Annotated in this window: 20 protein-coding genes; 8 read left to right on the forward strand and 12 right to left on the reverse strand. The window is 55.6% G+C overall.

The features are described 5' to 3' along the window. Positions 1-2: 2 nt before the first annotated feature. The 5 genes from ACLL9E_RS09505 (at position 3) to ACLL9E_RS09525 (ending at position 5159) form a co-directional block, all read left to right on the forward strand. The gene (locus ACLL9E_RS09505) at positions 3-1142 is read left to right on the forward strand and encodes an ABC transporter permease (protein WP_411291490.1); all 1140 of its coding nucleotides are present in this window, start codon (positions 3-5) and stop codon (positions 1140-1142) included. Next, positions 1139-1858, forward strand: coding sequence for an ABC transporter ATP-binding protein (locus ACLL9E_RS09510; RefSeq protein ID WP_411291491.1), 720 nt, complete (start codon positions 1139-1141; stop codon positions 1856-1858). Before ACLL9E_RS09505 ends, ACLL9E_RS09510 begins: the two co-directional genes overlap by 4 nt. Then, positions 1855-2817: an HlyD family secretion protein gene (locus tag ACLL9E_RS09515; RefSeq protein WP_411291492.1), complete on the forward strand. Its 963-nt coding sequence runs from the start codon at positions 1855-1857 to the stop codon at positions 2815-2817. Before ACLL9E_RS09510 ends, ACLL9E_RS09515 begins: the two co-directional genes overlap by 4 nt. Next, positions 2814-4199, forward strand: a complete 1386-nt coding sequence (locus ACLL9E_RS09520) for an efflux transporter outer membrane subunit (RefSeq protein WP_411291493.1) — start codon at positions 2814-2816, stop codon at positions 4197-4199. The genes ACLL9E_RS09515 and ACLL9E_RS09520 overlap by 4 nt, the downstream gene beginning before the upstream one ends. A gap of 306 nt (positions 4200-4505) precedes the next feature. Beyond that, a complete protein-coding gene (locus ACLL9E_RS09525) occupies positions 4506-5159 on the forward strand; it encodes a DsbA family protein (protein ID WP_411291494.1) in 654 nt (217 codons plus the stop codon). A gap of 13 nt (positions 5160-5172) precedes the next feature. Here the strand turns inward: ACLL9E_RS09525 and ACLL9E_RS09530 are convergent, their stop codons facing one another. Beyond that, positions 5173-5565 carry a MerR family transcriptional regulator gene (locus tag ACLL9E_RS09530; RefSeq protein WP_411291495.1) on the reverse strand — a complete coding sequence of 131 codons (393 nt, stop codon included), beginning with the start codon at positions 5563-5565 and terminating at the stop codon, positions 5173-5175. A 69-nt stretch (positions 5566-5634) separates the two neighbouring features. Between ACLL9E_RS09530 and ACLL9E_RS09535 the strand changes: the two genes are divergently transcribed. Next, positions 5635-6417, forward strand: a complete 783-nt coding sequence (locus tag ACLL9E_RS09535; RefSeq protein WP_411291496.1) for a MauE/DoxX family redox-associated membrane protein — start codon at positions 5635-5637, stop codon at positions 6415-6417. An 89-nt stretch (positions 6418-6506) separates the two neighbouring features. On the opposite strand, the gene ACLL9E_RS09540 is transcribed toward ACLL9E_RS09535, so the two are convergent. The 11 genes from ACLL9E_RS09540 to ACLL9E_RS09590 all read right to left on the reverse strand — a co-directional run bounded on the left by ACLL9E_RS09540 (position 6507) and on the right by ACLL9E_RS09590 (position 19553). Then, a complete protein-coding gene (locus ACLL9E_RS09540) occupies positions 6507-7010 on the reverse strand; it encodes a DUF892 family protein (RefSeq protein WP_411291497.1) in 504 nt (167 codons plus the stop codon). Positions 7011-7252: 242 nt separating this feature from the next. After that, positions 7253-8254: a sensor histidine kinase gene (locus ACLL9E_RS09545; RefSeq protein ID WP_411291498.1), complete on the reverse strand. Its 1002-nt coding sequence runs from the start codon at positions 8252-8254 to the stop codon at positions 7253-7255. A 449-nt stretch (positions 8255-8703) separates the two neighbouring features. Then, positions 8704-9489 (reverse strand): enoyl-CoA hydratase-related protein, encoded by a 786-nt coding sequence (locus ACLL9E_RS09550; protein ID WP_411291499.1) that lies wholly within the window; start codon positions 9487-9489, stop codon positions 8704-8706. A 33-nt stretch (positions 9490-9522) separates the two neighbouring features. After that, positions 9523-10689 carry an acyl-CoA dehydrogenase family protein gene (locus ACLL9E_RS09555; protein WP_411291500.1) on the reverse strand — a complete coding sequence of 389 codons (1167 nt, stop codon included), beginning with the start codon at positions 10687-10689 and terminating at the stop codon, positions 9523-9525. 13 nt (positions 10690-10702) lie between these two features. Then, on the reverse strand, positions 10703-11860 hold the full coding sequence (locus ACLL9E_RS09560) for an acyl-CoA dehydrogenase family protein (RefSeq protein ID WP_411291501.1): 1158 nt from the start codon (positions 11858-11860) through the stop codon (positions 10703-10705). A 1-nt stretch (position 11861) separates the two neighbouring features. Next, positions 11862-12719, reverse strand: a complete 858-nt coding sequence (locus tag ACLL9E_RS09565) for a MaoC family dehydratase N-terminal domain-containing protein (protein ID WP_411291502.1) — start codon at positions 12717-12719, stop codon at positions 11862-11864. Further along, positions 12719-14308, reverse strand: a complete 1590-nt coding sequence (locus tag ACLL9E_RS09570) for an acyl-CoA dehydrogenase family protein (protein WP_411291503.1) — start codon at positions 14306-14308, stop codon at positions 12719-12721. Before ACLL9E_RS09570 ends, ACLL9E_RS09565 begins: the two co-directional genes overlap by 1 nt. After that, positions 14305-15519: an acetyl-CoA C-acetyltransferase gene (locus ACLL9E_RS09575; RefSeq protein WP_411291504.1), complete on the reverse strand. Its 1215-nt coding sequence runs from the start codon at positions 15517-15519 to the stop codon at positions 14305-14307. Before ACLL9E_RS09575 ends, ACLL9E_RS09570 begins: the two co-directional genes overlap by 4 nt. Continuing rightward, positions 15516-16718 carry a CoA transferase gene (locus ACLL9E_RS09580; RefSeq protein WP_411291505.1) on the reverse strand — a complete coding sequence of 401 codons (1203 nt, stop codon included), beginning with the start codon at positions 16716-16718 and terminating at the stop codon, positions 15516-15518. The genes ACLL9E_RS09575 and ACLL9E_RS09580 overlap by 4 nt, the downstream gene beginning before the upstream one ends. An 18-nt stretch (positions 16719-16736) precedes the next feature. After that, entirely contained in the window at positions 16737-17891 is a 1155-nt protein-coding gene (locus ACLL9E_RS09585) for an acyl-CoA dehydrogenase family protein (protein WP_411291536.1), read from the reverse strand. 219 nt (positions 17892-18110) lie between these two features. After that, a complete protein-coding gene (locus ACLL9E_RS09590) occupies positions 18111-19553 on the reverse strand; it encodes a S41 family peptidase (protein ID WP_411291506.1) in 1443 nt (480 codons plus the stop codon). A 192-nt stretch (positions 19554-19745) separates the two neighbouring features. Between ACLL9E_RS09590 and ACLL9E_RS09595 the strand changes: the two genes are divergently transcribed. After that, positions 19746-21068, forward strand: a complete 1323-nt coding sequence (locus ACLL9E_RS09595; protein WP_411291507.1) for an ABC1 kinase family protein — start codon at positions 19746-19748, stop codon at positions 21066-21068. Between the two features lie 161 nt (positions 21069-21229). Then, on the forward strand, positions 21230-21793 hold the full coding sequence (gene ahpC, locus ACLL9E_RS09600) for an alkyl hydroperoxide reductase subunit C (RefSeq protein WP_411291508.1): 564 nt from the start codon (positions 21230-21232) through the stop codon (positions 21791-21793). Positions 21794-21833: the final 40 nt, after the last annotated feature.

Consider the following 21833-nt stretch of genomic DNA (forward strand, 5'->3'; position numbering starts at 1 on the left):
CGATGAACTGGGTCGCCATACGGATGCTGACGGGCGATCGGGTCAAATTTATTGGTCTGGTTTTCGGTGTCGCCTTTTCAACCCTCTTGATCACGCAGCAACTAACGATTTTTGTCAATCTGCTCATGCGCGGCGGCGTTGCGGTGCAGGAAGTGTCCACCGCCAATGTCTGGGTCATGGACGTAGCCACGCGAACGGCCGATGTAATTTATCCAATGCCGATAACAGCACTCGACCGCGTCCGCAGCGTACCTGGCGTTGCTTACGCATCGCCGCTGCTGCGCAGCAATGCCTCTATTCGCACGCCCGACGGCGACCTTGAAGGCGTGACCGTAATCGGAGTCGATGATAGTTCGCTTGTCGGCATCCCGCGTCGCATGAGCGAAGGCGATCCTGCTAGGTTGATGGATCCGGATGCGGTGTTCATTGACGGCGTTGGTTCGCGCAAATTGTTCGCGCCGGGGCAGCAGGTGATTGGTTCTCAACTGGAGTTGAATGACCAACGCGCGGTCATCAAGGGGATCGTCGACAGTACGCCGACCTTCACAGCCCAAGTGACGTTGTACACACGATACTCGAACGCCCTCAACTTTTTGCCAGGCACCCGGAACCGATTGTCATTTGTGCTGGTACGAAGCGACGATGATGTGTCACCGGAAACGCTCGCCCGCCGAATAACCGCGCAAACGGGATTGAAGGCACGTACGACACCAGAATTCACACGCGACGGTATCAATTTCATAATTGAAAATACTGGCATCCCGATCAACTTTGGCATCACCGTTGTCTTGGGCGTAATTGTCGGTGTTGCGATTGTGGGCTTAACCTTCAGCCTGTTCATTCGTGACAATATCAAACAATTCGGCGCGTTAAAGGCCATCGGCGTAACGAACCGTAAAATCATGGTGATGGTCGCCGCGCAGTCAGGGCTGGTGGCGTTGATCGGCTACGGTCTTGGCCTTGCCATGGCTGTTGGTTTTGTCGGCGGTGGCGCGGCGAGTAGTGATGATTTCAAAGGCTTTTACATGCCATATCAAATCCCTCTGATCACTGCGGCCCTCGTGTTGGCAATTATTGCCCTCACTGGGTTCATCGCAATTCGCTCGGTTCTAAAAACCGACCCAGCGTCGGTGTTCAGATGAGTGAATTTGCCATCTCGGTCCGCAACGTTGCCAAGGATTTTCCGGTAGGCGACGACAACATCCGCGTATTGCACGATATCAATGTCGATGTGAATGCGGGCGAACTCACCTATCTGGTCGGAGAATCCGGATCGGGCAAAACCACCTTGATCTCGATCATAGCCGGTATCTTGTATCCTACCGAAGGCAGCGTCAGGGTCTTTGATACCGAGATTTACGACCTGTCCGACAATGCACTTGTCCGCTTTCGCCTCTCCACGATCGGTTTTATCTTCCAGCAGTATAATCTCATACCCACTTTGACCGCGGCGGAAAACGCGGCGATCCCGTTGATCGCCGACGGCATGAAGCGGGCCGAAGCCGTCGAACGCGGAAGGGCTTTGCTGGAAAAACTTAACATCGCCAATCAGGCGGACAAATTTCCGCGCCAATTGTCGGGCGGCCAGCAGCAACGTGTGGCGATTGCCCGCGCGCTGGTGCACGAACCACGGCTCATTGTGTGCGACGAGCCGACCGCTGCGCTTGATGCCAAATCGGGGCGGCGCGTGATGGACCTGTTGCGCGAAGTCGCGCTGGCGCAAGACCGCGCCGTGATTATCGTCACCCATGACAACCGGATTTTCGATCTCGCCGACCGCATCCTTGCGATGGAGGACGGACGCATCACCCATGACGGCCGGGACAAGGCCATACTTATGCAAGAGGACGCATCATGAAACGCCCCAGCTTCTCACGGGTAATTCTGCCAATAATTGCCGTTATTGGCATCATTGGATCAATCATCTATTTGTTCAATGCGCAACCCGACACCTCGTTGAGCAACCCCAAAGAAACGCCTGCGCGGACACCGCAATCGCAGCGGCAGACGGGCAGCATCGTCGGCACCGGTGTCACCGAACCGTCAAGCGAAGTGGTAGATATTGCGACGAATGTTCCGGGGGTCGTTACAAAAGTTTTTGTCGCTCCGGGTGATCAGGTTTCGGCAGGACAGGCCTTGCTTGAAATCGACAGCCGAAGCGCCCGGGCCGCCGTCAGCGAAGCCGCCGCACGCGCCGCAACAGCTCGGCAAAGCATCGCGGCTGCCCAAACCGGCTTACGCGTCGCGCAAAACCAATATGCGCTTTATCAAAACGTCGATGATAGTCGCGCGGTGTCGCAACAAGAAGTTATCACCCGCCGCGATGCGGTTGCCAATGCGCGCGCGCAATTGTCTGTGGCACAGGCTCAAGCGCAACAGGCCGACGCGCAAGTAACGCAAGCGCGCGTCGAACTTGCCCGACATGTCGTGCGCGCACCTTCAGCGATGGAGGTGTTGCAGGTCGATACGCGTGCAGGCGAATATGCAGGGACGCAGGGCTCCGCATCGGTGCTGATGAAATTGGGTGCGACCAAGCCGCTGCACGTCCGGCTTGATATCGACGAAAACCAGATAGAAAAAATCGCAATCGGCCAGCCAGCGGTGATCAGCGCGCGCGGTGATGCCAAGCGACAGGTGAAGGCTGTCTTCGTCCGCGCTGAACCTCTGATCGTTCCAAAACGTTCACTCACCAACAGCGCAACCGAGCGCGTCGATGTCCGCGTTCTCCAGCTGATCTTCGCATTGCCGGAAGATGGCGCGCAGTTTTTTGTCGGGCAACAGGTTGACGGCTTTGTGCCAGCGAAGGTCAAGCAGTGAAGCGCCTGTTTACGATATTAACTGTCGCGCTGCTGACGGGATGCGCGTCCATAGCCGAGGGTCCGTCGGCATCGTCGGTCAAGACGCCATCCTCCTTCGTGTATGCGCCGCCACAGGAATCTCGCGCGCCTCTATCGGCGTTGCTTCCGAATGAGGACCCTGCGTTCCAAACATTGCTGACGGCGATCGACACCGAAGCGCCTGACCTGCAAGTGGCGCTCGCGCGCGTGGATGCGGCAAGGGCGGCGTTAAGGGCAGCGGGGGCTGCGCGCGCGCCCAATATTGAGGCACGGGGGAATGCCGCTTATGCGCGTAGCAGCGAGAATGCGGTAACCAATCTGCCGCCCGGATTTGCCATCGACCCTACAAACAGCAGTTTTTCCGCCGGAATCAATGCGTCATGGGACCTCGATCTGTTTGGCCGGCTACGGGCGACGCAACGCGCGGCAGGCCTTCGGCTGGATGCTGCCGATGCTGACGCCCGCGCGGTAAGGCTTGCGGTTGTCACCGATATTGCGCGCGGCGTCATCGACTACCGCACCGCGCAGGCCAAATTGCGGATCGTTGAGGATGATCTCGCGGATGCAGCATCGCTGGCAGAGCTGACAGGTAAGCGCACGCGTGCGGGAATTACACCCGGACTTGATCTGGTGCGTGCACAAAGCCTTGAGGCGGCAGCGCGATCACAGCGTGGCCCCGCCGAGGCCGATCTTGCCAGCGCGCTTGGGCGGTTGGTTACCCTGACGGCGCGTGACGGTAAGTCGGTGGCAGCCGCCTTCATTGCGCCCGCCGAAGCAGGCTTTGCAGGCGAAGCACCGTTTGCACTGCCATCTGTGTTGCTTCGTCAACGTCCAGATATCGTCGCCGCGGAATATCGGCTCGGCGCAGCGAATGCGGATGTCGCGGCGGCGGCCGCTGCGCGTTTCCCCCAAATCAGCATCAACGCCGCGCTCGGACTTGCTGCACTGGCGTTGGGTGATGTGTTTAGCGCAGATTCGCTGACGGCATCATTGGGTGGTTCGATTGCGGCACCATTGCTGGACTTCGGGCGGGTTGAGGCGCAAATCGATGCACGTCAGGCCGACGCGAAAGAGGCTTTTGCGCTATACAGACTCACAGTTTTTGAAGGGATTGGTGAAGCTGAAAGCGCTCTTGGCAATTTGCAAGCTCGCCGCAGCCGACTTGCAATACTTGAAACACAATTGGGCATTGAGCGCGATTCGCTCAGTTTGTCGACCGCCCGCTACCGTATGGGGCTAAGCGATCTACTTGGCGTGATTGATGCGCAAAGGCAATTGAATGCCACCCGGCAATCGCTGGTTGAAGCCAAAGCAGCAGCAGCCCGCGCACAAATTCAAGTGTATCGGAGTTTTGGAGGATAGCTGATAACTGTGCACGTTCTCATGATGCCAGCCAAGCTGACGATATTATTGGCGGTGGCAAGTTTGCCGGCGAGATCACTTCGGTCCGCACTCGACTGACCAACGCTTTAGCCGATGATCCGACTGGCCTTAGGCTCAATCGATGTGCATGGCGCCAGTAAATTTTCCCAACAAGATGTTGCTTGTTCACGTATCTTGCGCAGATTGTGTTCGTTGAACTGGGGAACGACACATACATTCTCGTGGTTACCGCGCACCGGGTTATCATCGCGCGATAAACATTCATGCTGACGACGGAAAAATACCATGCTTCAAAAGATTTCGCGTCGGCAGATGGCACAGCTCCTCTTACTTGGCATTGCTGGCGTTGGGGTTAGCCAAATATTGCGTAAAACATCGCCGATCGGTCGTGACGTTCGTTCAAACGAAACCGCTCAGGCTGCTCTTCAAGATAAGACATCACCCAGCCATGAAGTGCCGCGACCAACGCTTACCCTCGTCCTGTTTTCGGACTATCGATGTCCTGCCTGCAGACTTTCAAATGCTGCGATGGAAGCGGCCCTTCTCGACGATGAGCACGTTCGGGTGGTGTATCGAGACTGGCCAATTTTCGGGGCCCTTTCGCAACGTGCAGCTCAAATAGCAATCGCGGCTGACCGTCAGGACATTTATCCAAAGCTTCACAGCCAACTGATGAATGAACGAAGGGTATTGGACGAGGATATATTGCGTGAAGCTGTCGAAAGTTCTGGGGGAGCCTGGGCGCAGATTGAAAACGACTTGCAGACTCATGCGGTGGATATTGAGCGTCAGCTGGACCGCAATCGCCAAGACGCGTTCCAGCTAAATATATCAGGTACGCCGACCTATCTTGCCAGTTCGATATTAGTGTCTGGCGCACAAGATCAAGCCGCCTTCAGAGAGCTTTTTGCGGCCGGCCGGGCGGCAATGCAAAGTTAAGCAGACCGATCTGTTAAGGTTTCTGAGCAAAGGCTTGGATAATTGGGCAAGGCCCAAAGTTGCCGGCGGCGCAGGACTCTGCAAGCAGGGCCAATGCGGAGCGTGCGGCCTGCAACTCGGTTATTCTTTTGTCAATCTGTCCAAGTCTTTCGACTGCCAGTGCTTGCGCCCGTGCGCGATCCTCTGTCGCATCCAGCGCAAGCAGCTCCCCGATTTCGTCCAAAGTAAATCCTGCTGACTGTGCCTGTCTTACAAAACGCAATCGGCGCAGGTCATCTTCGTCATACCGCCGTATCCCAGCATCGCGCGAAGGAACACCCAACAGGCCGCGGCGTTGATAATAGCGTACTGTTTCAACGCCCACATTCGCGGACTTTGCGAGATTGCCGATAGACATCACATTCATTGCTTGACTCCGTACTATGGTACAGGAGCTATATGGCTCGAGTACGATAAATTTCAAGGATCAATTCCCATGACCGACACCAGCAGTTTTGTTGCTTTAGCAGGCGCACCATCAGGAAAAAAAGCGGTGCTTTATAGAATGGCGCTGCCGGACCACATATGTCCTTATGGCTTAAAAGCGCGCGATTTGCTGAAGCGCAAGGGTTATGCTGTCGAAGACCGCTTGTTGAGAACGCGCGAAGAGGTGGATGCGTTTAAAACAAAACATGCCGTGCAGACGACACCGCAAATCTTCATCGATGGCATGCGTATTGGCGGGCATGACGACCTGCGGCGGCACTTGGGGTTAAAAGTCACAGATCCCAAAGCCACCACATATCAGCCGGTCATTGCGCTTTTCGCCATCACCGCGCTCATGGCTGCGGCGGCCAGCTATGCTGTTTATGACTCGATTTTCACATTACGCGCTGGCGAATGGTTCATTGGCTTTAGCATGGCTATCCTTGCAATGCTTAAGCTTCAAAACGTTGACAAGTTTGCGACAATGTTCCTGAATTATGACCTTCTTGCGCGCCAATGGGTGCCTTATGGGCGCATCTATCCCTTTGCCGAAGGGTTGGCGGGGGTGCTGATGATCGCGGGCACCCTGAACTGGCTTTCAATCCCCCTCGCCCTTTTTATCGGAACGATTGGGGCAGTGTCTGTTTTTAAAGCTGTCTATGTTGATAAGCGCGAACTCAAATGCGCCTGCGTCGGTGGAGACAGTAATGTGCCGCTCGGCTTTGTGTCGCTTACCGAAAACCTGATGATGGTATCAATGGCGTTATGGATGTTGTTTGCGCCCGTTCATTGATTCTTTGACTGCTCATCGCCGTTGGCCCGGGCTTCCATTCCCAAAGGACGGAAATCCGGGCCGTAGGTTCAATGTTTGAAATTTAGATGTTACTCTACTTTTGCGTCAATATTGACGGTCGTTTCGGCAAGTTTAGTCATATACTCATCGCCGCCGTAGATTTCCTTGGTGGCTTTATCCAAAGCCTTGACTGCATCTTTTAGGCCTAACGTCCCTGCGTAAGAGGCAGCCGTGCCGAAGCCCGCGATACCGTAATGAGTCATGCGCTGATATTGTGCGATTATCACAGCGTCGAGGACAGGGCCCTTTTCGGGTGCTTCTTCCGTCGTATGCTTGATTGCTTCAGCAACAAGACCTTCCATGCCCTTGCAATGTTCTTTTTTCACGTTCTCATCCGACTTTTCGAGGAGGGTTTTCAGAACATCGGTGTGTTCGGCGATCCCGGCCTGTGACTTTGTCAGCATATCCTTCAATTTCTCGTCGCTTACTTTTGACGACATTTTCTTGAGAACTTTTGCCATTTGGTCATTGGCAGACCAAAGGTCCTGCAGTTCGCCGGTATAGAGATCAGTAAGGTTTTCGGGGGCAGACACAATTATTCTCCTGATAAAATGGTGCATGGTTGCTGCACATGAATTGAACGGAACGTCGGCGGTCCTGTTCCAGACAAACGACATTAGGCGGGCGAAAATTCGGTCGATTGTTGGTCCAGCCCAACATTTCAGCGGCCATCATCAATCGGCTGCGTGGCACGATCTAAAAGCTTTGCGTTTGCTTAGAGTCTGCACGGCTGTGTTCGCCGCCCGGTTTTAAGGTTTCAACCCGCGAAATCAGATCAGGTCGCAAGAGCGTTAAGATCAGCATTTATTTGGGCCACGAGGCCACTGGGGTACCAACTGTAAGTGATTGAGCCTCTAAGGTCCGATTTGATAATGTTGACCAGCATTTTGCTGCCAAAACCGTTCAACACAGGTGGTTCGCAGACAACGGGGCCGCCCGTCTCCGCCCAAGTTAATTCAAGCTTGTCCTGTCTGATTACGCCCGTGATATCCAACATTCCGTAGTCGCTGGAAAGAGCGCCATGTTTTACAGAATTTGTCGCAAGCTCATGAATAACCATCGCCAAGATGGTCGCGCCATGTTCGCCGACACCCATGCGCGGAACCGCCACCCGGATACGACCACTAAAAGCGCCAAGGTCATCATAGGGTGCAAGCAGTACCGTTATGACATCGCCAAGCAATGCCGCGGTCCCCTGCGATGCCGGGAGAGGTCGGACCAAATTGTGCGCCCGTCCCAAAGCCGTCAGCCGACGCGTAAGATCTCGCGTCATTTCTGCAACGGTCTCGGCTGATCGCGATGTCAACGCCGTCAGGCCACTGGCAATGGCCAAAAGATTTTGAACGCGATGGCTCATTTCGCCAGCCAATAGTTCATGGCCCTCCTCGGCTTGCTTGCGCCCCGTCACATCAAGGAAAATGCCATACATTGCCCGGCCAACGATACCTTCGTCCGCACCCCGACCACGCGAAGACACCCATTTCACGTCATCTTTAACGATAATGCGAAAGTCCTGCTCATAGGCCCCGGAAACCGACCGTGTCGCTATAAATGCGGCCCTAACCCTGTCCCTGTCAGCGGGGTGTATTTGCGCGGAAAGATGTTCAAATTGAAGGTTGTTAGACCATGGAAGACCCCAAAGACTAAAGCCTTGGGCGTCCATTTTAAAGTTGTTACTGTCAACATTCCAGCGCCACAATGCTACCGATGCTGCGTCAATTGCCGTGCTTATTTCCTGCTGCGTCCAAATATCTTGCAAAGTTACAGTTTCACTCAAGCACTGGCCCTCCTTCTAGCCATTTTGCGGCAAACATTCGAGAGACTTCACCCCCAATGATTTTCGCCTTCGTCGCTTTGCAAACCCATGCTTAAATATAATGTTCCGCGCCCAACCGATCGCAAGGATGGCCATCCAAAGTACTAAACTTAACAATCTTTGCGGCGTTTGAGGGAACCGGATTCCAAGCAAAATGCGGTGTCACCCACCGCTACTGCTGCGTTCCAAATGGCGCGTCATGTAAGCCACAAAGCCGTTATATTGTTTTCCATTTGCGATGAATGGATTGCGATTGAAACCAACCAGTATGCCAATTGACCGCATTATTCTGTCTAAAAATCAGCGTTGGATTTGTCCAAATGAACAGAGAGCGGCGAACAACTCAACTGTAGCCGAAATCTATCGCAAAAAAGGAGATCATAGATGCCCCCCGGCACGGACGGCCCAGATCACTGCCCCGTAAATGCAGCTTTTCGCTTTTCACCAAAGGCCTTCGTGCCCTCGATCGCGTCGGTTGAACTGCCTGCAATCCGCTGCCCCTCAGCTTCGGCCAAAAGCTGTTCCGCATAAGAATTTTCCAGCGCGGTTAATATGTTTTTGCGCATTACCGCATAGGCCACGGTCGGGCCATTGGCGAGGCGCGTGGCAAGAAGGCGCGCTTCGGCCAGCAACATATCATCTTCAACGCATTTATAAATCATACCCCAATCGGCGGCTTTCTCGCCGCTGATTTTTTCGCCGAGCATCATCATTTCTGTCGCCCGCGCCTTTCCAACCAAACGCGGCAGCATCCACGACGCACCTCCATCGGGCACGAGGCCGATATTGACGAACGCCTGAAGGAAATAGCCGGACTTGCCCGCAATCACGAAATCACCGCACAGACCGATCGAACAGCCAACCCCGGCCGCTGCGCCATTGATTGCGGTCACGATAGGCATGTTGAGACGTGCAAGGTTCATCATGAGGGGATTATAGTGCCGTGTGAGCGCTATGTAGCTGCCCTCCCCGCGGGCGACGGAACGGTCACCCCGTGCGTATAGATCGGCGCCCGAGCAAAAACCGCGACCGGTACCCGTCAGGACAAGGCATCGTGCGTCTTCAAGCGCACTGGAGAGTGCATCATTGATCTCACCTGCCATCTCAAGCGAGCAGGCATTCATGCGTTCAGGGCGATTGAGGGTGATCGTTGCAATTTTATCGGCAACTTCGACAGTAATAGTTTCGTAATTCATCAACTTTGGCCTCTCATATCAAATATCCCGACATCAATCGCGCGTCCCGAGCAAATCCCGCGCGACGACCCAGTTGTGAATTTCACTTGGGCCGTCATAAATACGCATCGTTCGTAGCTTGTTGGAAAGCAGATAGAGGGGCATTTCGCGAGTCATACCCATGCCGCCGAACATCTGCATCGCATGGTCGACGATGTCATAGGCGGATTCGGTGCAGTAGGATTTGATCATGGATATTTCCTGCCGCGTGTCGCGTCCTTCATCCATTTTCCACGCACAATCATAGGTCATCAAACGCATCGCATGAATGCGGGTGGCAGCATCAGTGATCCAGTTCTGCACCGTCTGACGCGACGACAGCGGCTTGCCAAATGTCACGCGTTGTGGGGCATATTCGATCATCATATCAAGCGCGCGTTGCGCCATGCCAATTGACCAAGACGCCATTTCAATCCGCCTTGTGCCCAACCGGACCTGCATGGGCAGGAACCCCTGCCCGCGCTTGCCGAGGAGTTTCCAACCGGGAACACGGCAGTCATCAAGCGCGATTTCATATGTAGCGGTGCCATCAATCATCGGGATTTTGCGCAAAACGTTGAATCCCGGCGTATCGCGATCCACCAGAAACGCCGACATGCCGTTGCGGCCTTCGGCGTTTTTGTCAGTGACTGCCATGAGTATCGTAAAGTCCGCCTCGTCGGCCTTGGTGATCCAGATTTTCCGGCCATTGATGATCCAGTCGTCGCCATCCTGAGCCGCGTTCGTTTTCATCAATTGCGGGTCAGCACCAGCGCTCGGCTCGGATATGCCAATGGCGGAAATGGTCTCACCGCGCACATAAGGCGCAAGATAATGTTCGCGCTGTTTTTCATCAGCCGCTGCCATCATCATGCGCAGATTGGGTGAGTCCGGTGGCAAAGTGTAAGGCGCAACGGTCCGTCCCAACTCCTCTCCCACGCCCACCATCGCAACCATTGGCAGGTTCATGCCGCCAACTTCTTCAGGTGCATCAAGCCCCCAAAGGCCGAGTTCCTTGGACACCACATCAACTGCGGCCTGTTCGTCTTTATTGAGGTAGCTCCCCATGCCCGCCGTCTCGCGCGCCAGCACCTCACTTTCCAGCGGCATTAATTGCGAGTCCACAAATTTGCGGACCAGGTCCTTTAACATCCGGTGCTCTTCAGCGAGTTCGAAGTTCATCGGTCACATCCTTTCAATAGCTGCGCGGAAGGCCGAGGACATGCTCGGCGAGATAGCTCAGGATCAGATTGGTGCTGATCGGGGCAACGGTATACAGGCGCGCTTCGCGAAATTTGCGTTCCACATCATATTCCTCCGCAAAGCCAAAGCCGCCATGTGTCTGGACGCACATATCGGCGGCGGCCCAGCTTGCTTCGGACGCGAGCAACTTCGCCATATTGGCTTCAGCGCCACCGTTGCCGCCGGCATCGAAAACCCGCGCTGCGTGATGTACCATCAGTTCTGCCGCGCACATTTGGGCATAGCATCGCGCAATCGGAAACTGGACACCCTGGTTCTGGCCAATAAAGCGTCCGAAAACATTGCGTTCCTTGGCATAGTCGGTCGCCTTGTTGATGAACCATTTGGCATCGCCGATACATTCCGCTGCGATCAAGATCCGTTCGGCATTCATGCCAGACAATATGTAGCGAAAGCCTTTACCCTCTTCGCCGACAAGCGCGGTCGCTGGGATCCGCATGTCGTCAAAGAATATCTCGGTGGTCGAATGGTTCATCATCGTGCGGATTGGCTTGATCGTCATCCCGCTTCCGACGACCTTGCGCATATCGATCAGGAAGATAGATAGCCCTTCAGTCTTGCTTGCCACCTCTTCACGCGGGGTCGTTCGCGCAAGCAACATCATCAGATCGGAATATTCAGCGCGGCTCGTCCAAATCTTCTGGCCGTTGATGACATATTCGTCGCCATCGCGCACGGCAATGGTTCGCAGCGACAAAGTGTCAGTCCCGCTGGTTGGCTCTGACACGCCAAATGCCTGCAACCGCAGTTCACCCGTGGCAATGCGCGGCAGATATTCCTGCTTCTGCGCTTCGCTGCCATATTTCAGCAGCGTGTTCATGATATACATTTGCGCATGTGCCGAAGCGCCGTTGCAACCCGACGCTTGGATTTCTTCCATAATCACGGCTGCCGCATCCAGAGTTAAACCCGAACCGCCGTAGACTTCAGGAATGAGCGCAGCCAGAAACCCCTGTCTGGTCAGCGCGTCGACAAACTCTTCGGGATAGGCCCGCGCGCTGTCCTTCTCGCGCCAATAGGCTCCGGGAAATTCAGCGCATAAGGCCTGCACGGAGCTGCGGATTTCCGCAAAATTTTCGCTGTCAGTCATCTCAAGCTTTCCTGCGTGCCGAAGCCGCTGTGACTTGCCGACCATCCGATGCAAAGGCCGCCAGTTCAATGGCACCATCCTGGTCACGCGTCACCAAATGCAGAGCCTCTCCGCAAATGGCCGGGGAAAGGCCGCGAAATGCAAAACTTTGCAGCGCGTTGTCACCATATTCCCGGCGCGCCAGATCAAGCAGCAGCGTCGCCGTCAGCGGACCATGGACGACCAAGCCGCGATAGCGTTCCTCGTCACGCGCATAAGGCACGTCATAATGGATGCGGTGGCTGTTGAACGTCAGCGCGGAATAGCGGAACAGCAACGGCGCGCTTGGCACCAACAGGCGGTGGCTGTTCCAGCCCGATGCGTCAAAGTGTTCGCCGGTCACATCAGGCGGCGAGAGCGGCGCATCTGACGCAGCCGCGCCGCGATAGACAATGCTCTGAACTTCACGCACCGCAAGACCTGCATCGCCGGCGGTTTCATGCGCAACGTCAACGAATACCAATTGGCCCGACCCGCCTGATTTCTCGGTGACCGACAAAATTTGCGACGTCCGCGTTACTGCCTCGCCCACGTGCAAGGGAACGAAAAACTCGACTTTGCTGGACGCCCACATCCGGCGCGGCAGCGGCACTGGCGGCAGGAAGCTATCCGGGCTATCGTCGCGCAGGGGATGACCGTCGGGACCAAGCTGTGCGGTGGCAGCATCGGGCAAACACAAGCACCAGTGCAAACCCTGCGGCACAAGACCATCGGCGGACGCATCGCGGTCAAATGTGGCAAGCCAGCGCGCAACCATCCCGCTGTCAATCCGGTCCGTCCGCACTTCCTCGCGTCCAATCCAGGTATCCCATGCGCCCATCAGTTCCTTCCCTCCATCAGACCTTTGGCAATCACCTGCGCCTGAATTTCTGCCGCGCCTTCAAAGATGTTCAATATCCGGGCGTCGCACAAGACCCGGCTGATTTCATATTCCAACGCATAGCCATTGCCGCCATGTATTTGCAGCGCCGCATCGGCATTGCTCCACGCGACGCGCGCGGCAAGCAGCTTGGCCATTCCCGCGTCGATATCGCATCGTTTGCCCGAATCTTTTGTGCGGGCAGCAGCATAAGTGAGTTCGCGCGTCATGACGAAATCGGCAACGCTCATGGCAATCTTGTCGGCCACACGCGGGAAGGCAATGATTGCCTTGCCAAATTGTTTGCGCGTTACCGCATAGTCCAAACCCAGTTCCAGTGCGCGTTTGGCCACGCCAACGGCGCGCGCGGCGGTCTGGATTCGTGCGCCTTCAAAGGTGCGCATCAACTGCTTGAAACCCTGCCCCTCTTCGCCGCCCAACAATGCGTCATCAGGTGCGACCATGCCGTCAAATTGCAGGGCATATTCCCGCATGCCGCGGTAACCCAGCACCTCGATTTCGCTACCCGACATGCCATCGGCGGGAAAGAGATCCGCGTATGTCCCCCGCGGCTTCGCGACCAGAAGCATCGAAAGCCCGGCATAACCGCCTGTATCGGGCGCAGTGCGCACGAGCATCGTCATCAGATCGGAGCGACTTGCGTGGGTAATCCAAGTCTTTGCCCCATCGATAATCCAATTGCCATTTTCGCGCCGCGCGCGTGTTTTGAGCGCACCAAGGTCCGACCCCGTATCCGGTTCGCTGAAGACAGCGGTTGGCAGGATTTCGCCGCTTGCGACCCTTGGCAGCCAATATGCCTTTTGCGCGGGCGTACCGCTCATGGATATCAACTCGCCTGCAATCTCGGAACGCGTGCTCAGCGACCCAGCGCCGATCCACCCGCGCGACAACTCCTCGGTAGCAACACACATGACCAGCTTGGACAAGCCTAAGCCGCCATATTCAGCAGGAATACAAATACCGAAAGTGCCAAGTGCCGCCATTTGGGCGATGGTTTCATCTGGAATAAGTGCGTTGGAAAGATGCCATTTATGTGCGTGCGGCAATATTTCGCTGGCGGTAAATCGGCGATATTGATCACGAATAAAATCCAGCTCTGGATCGTGAAGGCTTTCGCTCGGCATCCGGCCATCCGCAAGCGCCTGCGCGACCGCTGCGCGCGTATCTGCATGTGCTATATCCAGATATGCGGGACAGGCAGACGCGAGTTTTTGCGCAGCACTTGAAAGCCCAAGATCGGCAGCGCGAAAAATCTCATTCTGCCCCATCGGCAGGCCGCCCACCAATTGACCAAGCGTTTCAGCGAAAATCAGTGTCGCAACCTGCTGATCCAGCGTTGATCCACCGTCATTGCTATCGAGCCACTTGCTGACCGCATCCAATGCAGCGACGCTTGTCGCCACCCACGCAAAACCATGAGCTGCACGCTGCTCCGCATCCATTGTCCCTTCGACCAGACGAGAAGCCAATGCCGATTGCGCCGCATCACAGTAAGCGCGCGCAACGTCCAAAGCAGCAGTAAAATTCATGCGCGCTCAAAAACCGCCGCGATCCCTTGCCCGCCGCCGATGCACATGGTCTCGAGTCCAAACCGCACGTCACGCCGATGCATTTCCCGCGTCAGATTCGCCAGTATCCGCCCGCCCGTCGCCCCGATCGGGTGGCCAAGGGAAATGCCGGAGCCATTCACGTTGAGCAGCTCATGTCGGCTGTCATCATCAGACCATCCCCAACCCTTAAGACAAGCGAGGACTTGCGGCGCGAACGCTTCGTTCAGTTCAATCAAGCCTATGTCCGCCCAGCCAAGGCCATTGCGCGCAAACAAACGCTCGGTGGCGGGAACCGGACCATAGCCCATGCGCGAGGGGTCACAGCCGGCTGCTGCCCAGCTGTGGAAATAGGCAATGGGCTCCAGTCCCAACTCGTCAAGCTTATCTTCGGCCACCACGAGGCAAGCAGCAGCAGCATCATTTTGTTGGCTTGCATTGCCCGCCGTTACTACGCCGCCTTCAAGTGGGCGCAAGGCAGCCATTGTCTCAGGCGTCGCGTCAGAACGATAGCCTTCATCATGCTCAAAGACGATCGGATCGCCCTTTTTCTGCGCAATGTGCACTGGCACCAGTTCATCGTCGAATAGGCCGCCGGCCCACGCTGATGCGGCCCGCTGATGCGACCGGGCTGCATATACGTCACATGCCTCCCGGGTAATCGCGAAGTCTTTGGCCAGGTTTTCAGCGGTTTCGATCATGCCCGAAATAACGCCAAAGCGCTCGACTGGCTGGCTCATGACGCGGCCACGGGTAAGCCGGTCATGCAACGTAAGGTTCCCTGCGCGAATGCCCTTGCGGATGTCCGTCGTGTAATGTTCTACGTTGGACATGCTCTCGCAACCACCGGCGACGACAATGTCGCTTACGCCCGTCTGCACCATCATCGCGGCGTTTGCGATGGCCTGAAGGCCCGAGCCGCAACGCCGGTCAAGCTGATAGCCAGGCACTTCAATCGGCAACCCTGCCGCCAGCCACGCCCAATGCCCGATACATGGCGCTTCGCCGCTGCCATAGCCTTGTGCAAACACCACGTCATCTACACGCGCCGGGTCAATCTTGGTGCGCTCCATCAAAGCTTTTAGTATGATGCCGCCGAGCTCACCGGCATTTAAAGACGACAGTGCGCCGCCGAACTTGCCCACGGGCGTACGGATAGGGGCAACAATGGCTGCGCGGCGAAGGCTGGTCATTTGGCAATTCCTATTATTCCAGAGTCAATAAGGCGGGCAATTTCGCCCGACGAGAGGCCGAGCGCTTCGCTCAATATTTCTTCGCTATGCTGCCCATTTCGGGGCGCTGGCTTCGCATCGGCCCGCTGCAACTGCGGGATCGTTCCAAAGGCGCCAGCCGCGGGATAGGCGAGCCCGGAAGGGTTGGCGTCCGAGGCGCTGAATATGGGGTTGTCGCCGACCAAGCAAGAGTCGTGCGCGGCGTCCAGCATGGTCTTATACGCCGAATGGACAACCCCTGCTGCATCAAACACGGTCACCATTGCAGCATGATCAAGCGCGCCGATGGCAGCTTCAAACAAAGGGAACAACGCGTCACGATGTTCAAAACGCAGCCCATCATCTTTGGCAAAGCTGACACCGCGTTCAGCTTCGACTGCCCCAACTGCGTCCGTTAGGCCAAGCGCAGCGATCAGATTTGCCCATTGCCGGTGGGTGACGACAACGATCATCGTGCGCACGCCGTCTTTCGTTACAAAGTCACGCCCAAAGAGACCATAGACCGTGTTGCCAAGCCGGGACCGGTTTGCGTTGTTGTGGAGCACTTCGGCCACACCGCCGAGGTTGGCGACCGTGCCGATCGCGACATCGGATAGGGGAACGCGCACTTCGCTCCCCAAACCTGTCTGCTCACGCCGCCGGATCGCTGCCAGCAGCGCAAATGCCGCATATGCCCCGCTCAATAGGTCCCACGCCGGCAAAACATGATTGACGGGTTCCGGCCCTATTCCTGTCATCATGGGGTAACCCACGGCATTGTTCACGGTGTAGTCGAGCGCCGGGGTACCATCTGGCCATCCCATGACCCGAACGGTCACTAGGTCCTGCCGCCCTTCAGCAAGCGTCGCGTGCGACAAAAAACCGTCGGCCGGAAAATTGGTGATAAATTGCCCAACGGACTGCACTAAAGCCTGAAGCAATTCGCGCCCTTCTGGCTGAGTCAAATCGAGTGCGACCGACTTTTTGGCGCGGTTCAAATTCTCCCAATACAGCGAGTCATTTGCCTCGGTCACCGGCCAGCGGTGATAATCAGGTCCGCCACCGACCTGGTCCACCCGGATAACTTCGGCTCCAAATTGCGCACAATACAGACCCGCCGTAGGCGACGCGACGAACGATGACGCTTCGATAATCCTCAGGCCGTCGAGCAGATTATACATGCGACCGAGCGCCGGACATCAGGACTGGGCAGCCCAATCCCGCAACATATGTTTGGCAATTTGAAGTTGCAGAATCTGCGTCGTGCCCTCGTAAATCCGATAGATCCGCGCGTCGCGGTAAAAGCGCTCGGCGTCATATTCGGCCAAGTAGCCAGCGCCACCGTAAATCTGGACAACGCGGTCCACCACACGGCCGCACATTTCGCTTGCAAACACTTTCACGGCAGCCGCCTTGCGCAGCACATTCTCGCCGGCGTCGGCGCGGCGTGCGGCATCTTCAAGCATGGCTTCAGCAGCATATATTTCGATGTCGCTGTCAGCCAGCATTTGCTGGATTAGCTGAAAATTCGCGATGGGTTCGCCGAACGCCTTACGCTCGTTTGCGTAACGCAGCGCGCTGTCGAGAGCGCGGCGCGCATAGCCAGTTGCGGCGGCACCGATGGAAAGGCGGCCATTATCGAGGCTTTTCATCGCAAAAGCGAAGCCCTTGCCCTCTTCCCCGCCCAATATGGCATCAGCGGGCAATTTGACGTCTTCCATGATGATGTCGGCGATATGGCTACCCGATTGCCCCATTTTCTTGTCAGACTTGCCGACGGAAATGCCGGGCGTGTCCATGGGCACGATAAAAGCCGATACATGTGCATTTTTGGGCAAGGCTTCTTTGCTCGTGCGCGCCATGATCAAAGCCACATCTGCGAAGGGGGCGTTGGTGATATATCGTTTGGTACCGTTCAATACCCAGCCATTGCCCGATTTAACCGCGATGGTCTGCATAGCGGCAGAATCGGATCCCGACCCTGGCTCGGTAAGACCGAAGGATGCAATCTCGCCGGCTGCCAAGCGTGGCAACCATTCGGCCTTTTGCGCGTCTGTCGCGCCATTTTTGAACGCGGAACATACCATGCCGATATTGATCGAAGTGATCGACCGATAGCAGGGCATTGCATAGCTCAACTCGCGGATCGTGCGGATATATTGCTGAATATTCATGCCAGCACCGCCATATTCTTCGGACATAGTCAGGCCAAATAGGCCCATTTCGCGCATTTCGGCCATTATGGATTCAGGTATGATATCCGTTTCGAGGATTTCCTTTTCAGCCGGGATAAGGCGCATACGCACATAGCGCTGGAGCTGATCAATAAACTGCTCGAAAATATCATTATCCATCATGTTCCCTTCCCTGCGACGCGCGAAAACTTGATTTTCTGCTGTCGTCATTTGCTAGCGGTTGTCACACCATAATTTCAAAACAAACGTTCGAAAAAGCCGTGACACTGCGCTTCGCGCTTGTCGATTGAAAATTGGCAGTGCAGCACATTTCATTCGGACAACACGAGGGGATCTGGCGATGCCAGCATTTCAAATGCTGGCAAACGCGACAGATTGTTAGAAGGAGCCTGCGACTTCGCGCTGCGACGTGCTGGGGTTTTCCGGCAGCGGCAGCACCCGGCGTTCCGTGCGAGACGATGTGCTTTGCGCGCTTTGACCGACAGCAATTGCGGTACAACTGCGCCCGGCGATGAAATCAAGTGCCGTGCGGAGCGAACCTTCCAACGGGTCGCCGAGTGGACGGGTTATATCGTCCGCCGCGGCACAAGTCGTTCGCATGGTACCGGCGAGGCCTGAATAATAATCGCCCTGCCCGGCCGCATTTTCCTTTGCAAAGGCGACAACGCGGATCCGGTCATCGCAAGCGGTTTGGTCAACCGCGATCTGTCCCACTGGCTTGCCAAAGCTGTTGCTGCCAATCAGCGCGGCATTGACCCCGAGATAGGGCGCAAAGCTTGCCATGACCAGCTCGCTGGCGGACGCCGTGGCACCGGTGGAAATAAAGGCAATTTTCACGGGCGAGACCGATTGCGATTGCGGTGCAAAGCGTCGGGTTTCGTTATTTGATGCCTTTGAGGCGCGGAAACGCGTCACACTGAAAACATCGCTGCTGAAGCGGTTCCCGCCAAGCAAGTCGCCCATCAGTTCTGCGGTCGAGACCAGCCCCCCGCCATTATAGCGGAAGTCTATCACGAAATTGGTAATGCCTTGCGTGCGGAAGTCGGCAAAGGCGGTACGCAACTGGTTATCGGCAGTCGAAATAAATGTGCGCATATTGATATAACCGACGCGCTGGCCGCCATTGTCGATCACCTTTACGCCATAGCGAGTAGACAAAGGCGATATATTATAATCTGCTTTGGTAACGGTTACATTGCGCGCACCCGATGCATCGGTGATACGTAATACCCGGCTTGTGCCCACCGTATTTGGTCCCAAAGCGTTGGAAACGCCAGCCGACCCTTGCGACGCCAATATATCGGCTACTGACGTCAAATTGGACGCATCGGTTCCGATGGAAAGGATTTCGGTGCCCCTATCTATACCAGCGGCGAGCGCTGGCGCACCTTCAAACGCCTCAATCACAAACAGACGGCTGCCTTGGAACGACAGGCGAATGCCTAAACCAGCAGATGAGCCCGAGGAGAAAAAGGCATTTTCCTCTTGAATCGAGGTTATATAAGTAAAGAACCGGTCGCGACCTTGCCCCCGAGCGGTCGCGGTCAGCGCGTCGATATAAGCCTGCACGCTGTTATAGGGCGCAGGACTTAGCGAAGCAGGCAAAGTTTCGGGGAAAAGATACCATTCGTTCAGAACCGAAGCGGCGAAATTCTGACGGTTGGTCAAGCTGCAACTTGTGGATGTCGGGGGAGGAGGCGGTGGGGGCGTTGTGCTTGTCGGAGGGACAGTGACCGTACCGCCGCCAGAACCACCACCACCGCAAGCGGTAACGCCTGCAGCCAGAACGAGAATGATGCTTTTCAATGAATTACGTTTCATATTGTTTTTCCTCATTTTTTTCATCATCCCGTTCGACTCAATTGCACAAAAGTCGAAGCGTCGACAAGTGGCATTTCATTCCCGAACCTCTGATTAACAGCTGAAGATTACACGCCGTTAATATAGCTGGCCTTGCGGAACGGCACGGAACACCACATTTACAGGCTAGTAACGTCTTCGAGCACCTTGTTCATGCCCCCTGATAAATTTTCGTCCAAGGGACTGCGCGTCCCAAGCGGGCGCCTTTCCCGCATTGCGCGCTTTGGCAATATGGCAACCGGGATAGCCGGCAGCATGTTGCTCGACGGGGCCAAACAGCTCGCTAGCGGGCGACGGCCCACCGTCAGCGATTTGTTGATGACTCCGGCAAATGCCTTGCGGGTGACGTTGCAGCTTGGCGAGATGCGCGGTGCGGCGATGAAGCTTGGGCAGCTAGTTTCAATGGACACAGGGGATTTTCTGCCACCAGAGCTCACCGATATTTTTGCACGGCTGCGCGCCGATGCGCAGCATATGCCGCCAGGACAATTGAACGCGGTGTTGACGCGGCATTGGGGCAGCAATTGGCGAGACCAGTTCATCCGCTTCGATGACAAGCCCATTGCTGCCGCTTCGATTGGCCAAGTCCACCGTGCGTTTACCGCAGGCAGTCAGGATGTTGCCATAAAAGTCCAATATCCGGGCGTTCGTCGCAGTATTGATAGCGACGTCGATAATGTCGCGACGCTATTGCGGCTTTCTAGCGTGCTCCCGAACACGCTGGATATCTCGTCTTTGCTAGCCGAAGCAAAGCGTCAGCTGCACGAAGAAGCCGATTATGCCCGTGAAGGAGAATATCTGAAGCAATTTGGTATGTTGCTAGCGGATGACTTGAACTATCTGGTTCCGACCTATCACCCGGATCTGAGTGGCCAAAATGTTTTGGTGATGTCCTACATTGAAGGTGTGCCTATCGAATCAATGGTCAGCGCACCACAAGATGAGCGCAACCGGATCATGACGCTGCTCATAGAGCTTGTGCTGCGCGAATTGTTCGAATTTCGCCTGATGCAAACCGACCCCAATTTCGCGAATTACCAATATGATCCTGTGTCAAAGCGCGTTGTCCTTTTGGACTTTGGCGCAACCCGGGTGCTTCCAGAGCAGGTTGTGTCGCAATATCGCACTTTGCTGAATATGGGACTGGCAGGTGACAAGGATGGCGTCTTGGCCGCGGTGCTCGACATCGGGTTTATGAACGCACAAACAGTCGAGGTGAACGCCCGCGAGATCGATAGACTGGTTGAAGCGGCAATTGACATGCTTCAGCAGCCCGGTCCTTTTGATTTTAGCCGAACGGATTTTGTAACTGAAATGCGCGATGAGGGCATGACCATCGCCGCGGATCGGCGCAACTGGCACATCCCGCCGTCGGACCCTTTGTTTGTCCAACGCAAACTTGGCGGAATTTTCCTGCTCGCAAGTCGTCTAAAGGCTCAAGTTGACGTCCGCAGCATGCTCGATCGCTATATCTGAAGGCGACGCTGTGAGACGGCAACAACGGTTGAACCGGAACTTTCAACTTATTTAAAAAACCGATTAGAGATTGGGAAATCAGTTACTAGACAAATGGATGAAACTCGTGTCTCGGGCCGCAAAACAATAACCTCTCTCCACCACACAAAGGAATAAATGACATGGGAATCATCGGGTCAAGCCTGAAGCCATTTACGGCGCAATCATATAAAGCAGGCAAGTTTGTTGAAGTAACCGACGCTGACGTAATGGGCAAATGGGCGGTATTTTTCTTTTACCCAGCGGACTGGACCTTCGTATGCCCAACCGAGCTTGAAGACCTTGCAGACCAATATACCGACCTGCAGGCAATGGGCGTGGAAGTATACTCAGTATCGACGGACACGCATTTCAGCCACAAGTCATGGCATGACAGCTCACCAGCCATCGGCAAGATCAATTTCCACATGCTGGGCGACCAGAACCATGTGATCAGCAACAACTTTGGCGTCTTGCGCGAAGGTCAGGGTCTTGCAGACCGCGCGACGTTCGTTGTCGATCCCGACGGCGTTATTCAGGTCATGGAAATCACCTGCGAAGGCGTTGGCCGAAATGCAGTCGAGCTTGTGCGCAAGATCAAGGCTGCGATTTACGTCCGCGAGCACCCCGGTCAAGTATGCCCAGCCAAGTGGGAAGAAGGCGGCGAAACCCTTGCGCCTTCTATCGACCTCGTCGGCAAAATCTAAAGCAATTTCAGGTCGCCGCGTCACAGGGCGCGGCGACCAT

This window comes from Sphingorhabdus sp. (genome assembly GCF_046596595.1).
GTDB lineage: Bacteria > Pseudomonadota > Alphaproteobacteria > Sphingomonadales > Sphingomonadaceae > Sphingorhabdus_B.

Bases quoted from the DNA above. Each gene is read 5' to 3' on its own strand.
- ACLL9E_RS09505 (WP_411291490.1), top strand. From the start codon at position 3: ATGAACTGGGTCGCCATACGGATGCTGACGGGCGATCGGGTCAAATTT.
- ACLL9E_RS09510 (WP_411291491.1), top strand. From the start codon at position 1,139: ATGAGTGAATTTGCCATCTCGGTCCGCAACGTTGCCAAGGATTTTCCG.
- ACLL9E_RS09515 (WP_411291492.1), top strand. From the start codon at position 1,855: ATGAAACGCCCCAGCTTCTCACGGGTAATTCTGCCAATAATTGCCGTT.
- ACLL9E_RS09525 (WP_411291494.1), top strand. From the start codon at position 4,506: ATGCTTCAAAAGATTTCGCGTCGGCAGATGGCACAGCTCCTCTTACTT.
- ACLL9E_RS09530 (WP_411291495.1), bottom strand. From the start codon at position 5,565: ATGAATGTGATGTCTATCGGCAATCTCGCAAAGTCCGCGAATGTGGGC.
- ACLL9E_RS09535 (WP_411291496.1), top strand. From the start codon at position 5,635: ATGACCGACACCAGCAGTTTTGTTGCTTTAGCAGGCGCACCATCAGGA.
- ACLL9E_RS09550 (WP_411291499.1), bottom strand. From the start codon at position 9,489: ATGAATTACGAAACTATTACTGTCGAAGTTGCCGATAAAATTGCAACG.
- ACLL9E_RS09555 (WP_411291500.1), bottom strand. From the start codon at position 10,689: ATGAACTTCGAACTCGCTGAAGAGCACCGGATGTTAAAGGACCTGGTC.
- ACLL9E_RS09560 (WP_411291501.1), bottom strand. From the start codon at position 11,860: ATGACTGACAGCGAAAATTTTGCGGAAATCCGCAGCTCCGTGCAGGCC.
- ACLL9E_RS09565 (WP_411291502.1), bottom strand. From the start codon at position 12,719: ATGGGCGCATGGGATACCTGGATTGGACGCGAGGAAGTGCGGACGGAC.
- ACLL9E_RS09570 (WP_411291503.1), bottom strand. From the start codon at position 14,308: ATGAATTTTACTGCTGCTTTGGACGTTGCGCGCGCTTACTGTGATGCG.
- ACLL9E_RS09575 (WP_411291504.1), bottom strand. From the start codon at position 15,519: ATGACCAGCCTTCGCCGCGCAGCCATTGTTGCCCCTATCCGTACGCCC.
- ACLL9E_RS09580 (WP_411291505.1), bottom strand. From the start codon at position 16,718: ATGTATAATCTGCTCGACGGCCTGAGGATTATCGAAGCGTCATCGTTC.
- ACLL9E_RS09585 (WP_411291536.1), bottom strand. From the start codon at position 17,891: ATGGATAATGATATTTTCGAGCAGTTTATTGATCAGCTCCAGCGCTAT.
- ACLL9E_RS09590 (WP_411291506.1), bottom strand. From the start codon at position 19,553: ATGAAACGTAATTCATTGAAAAGCATCATTCTCGTTCTGGCTGCAGGC.
- ACLL9E_RS09595 (WP_411291507.1), top strand. From the start codon at position 19,746: ATGCCCCCTGATAAATTTTCGTCCAAGGGACTGCGCGTCCCAAGCGGG.
- ahpC (WP_411291508.1), top strand. From the start codon at position 21,230: ATGGGAATCATCGGGTCAAGCCTGAAGCCATTTACGGCGCAATCATAT.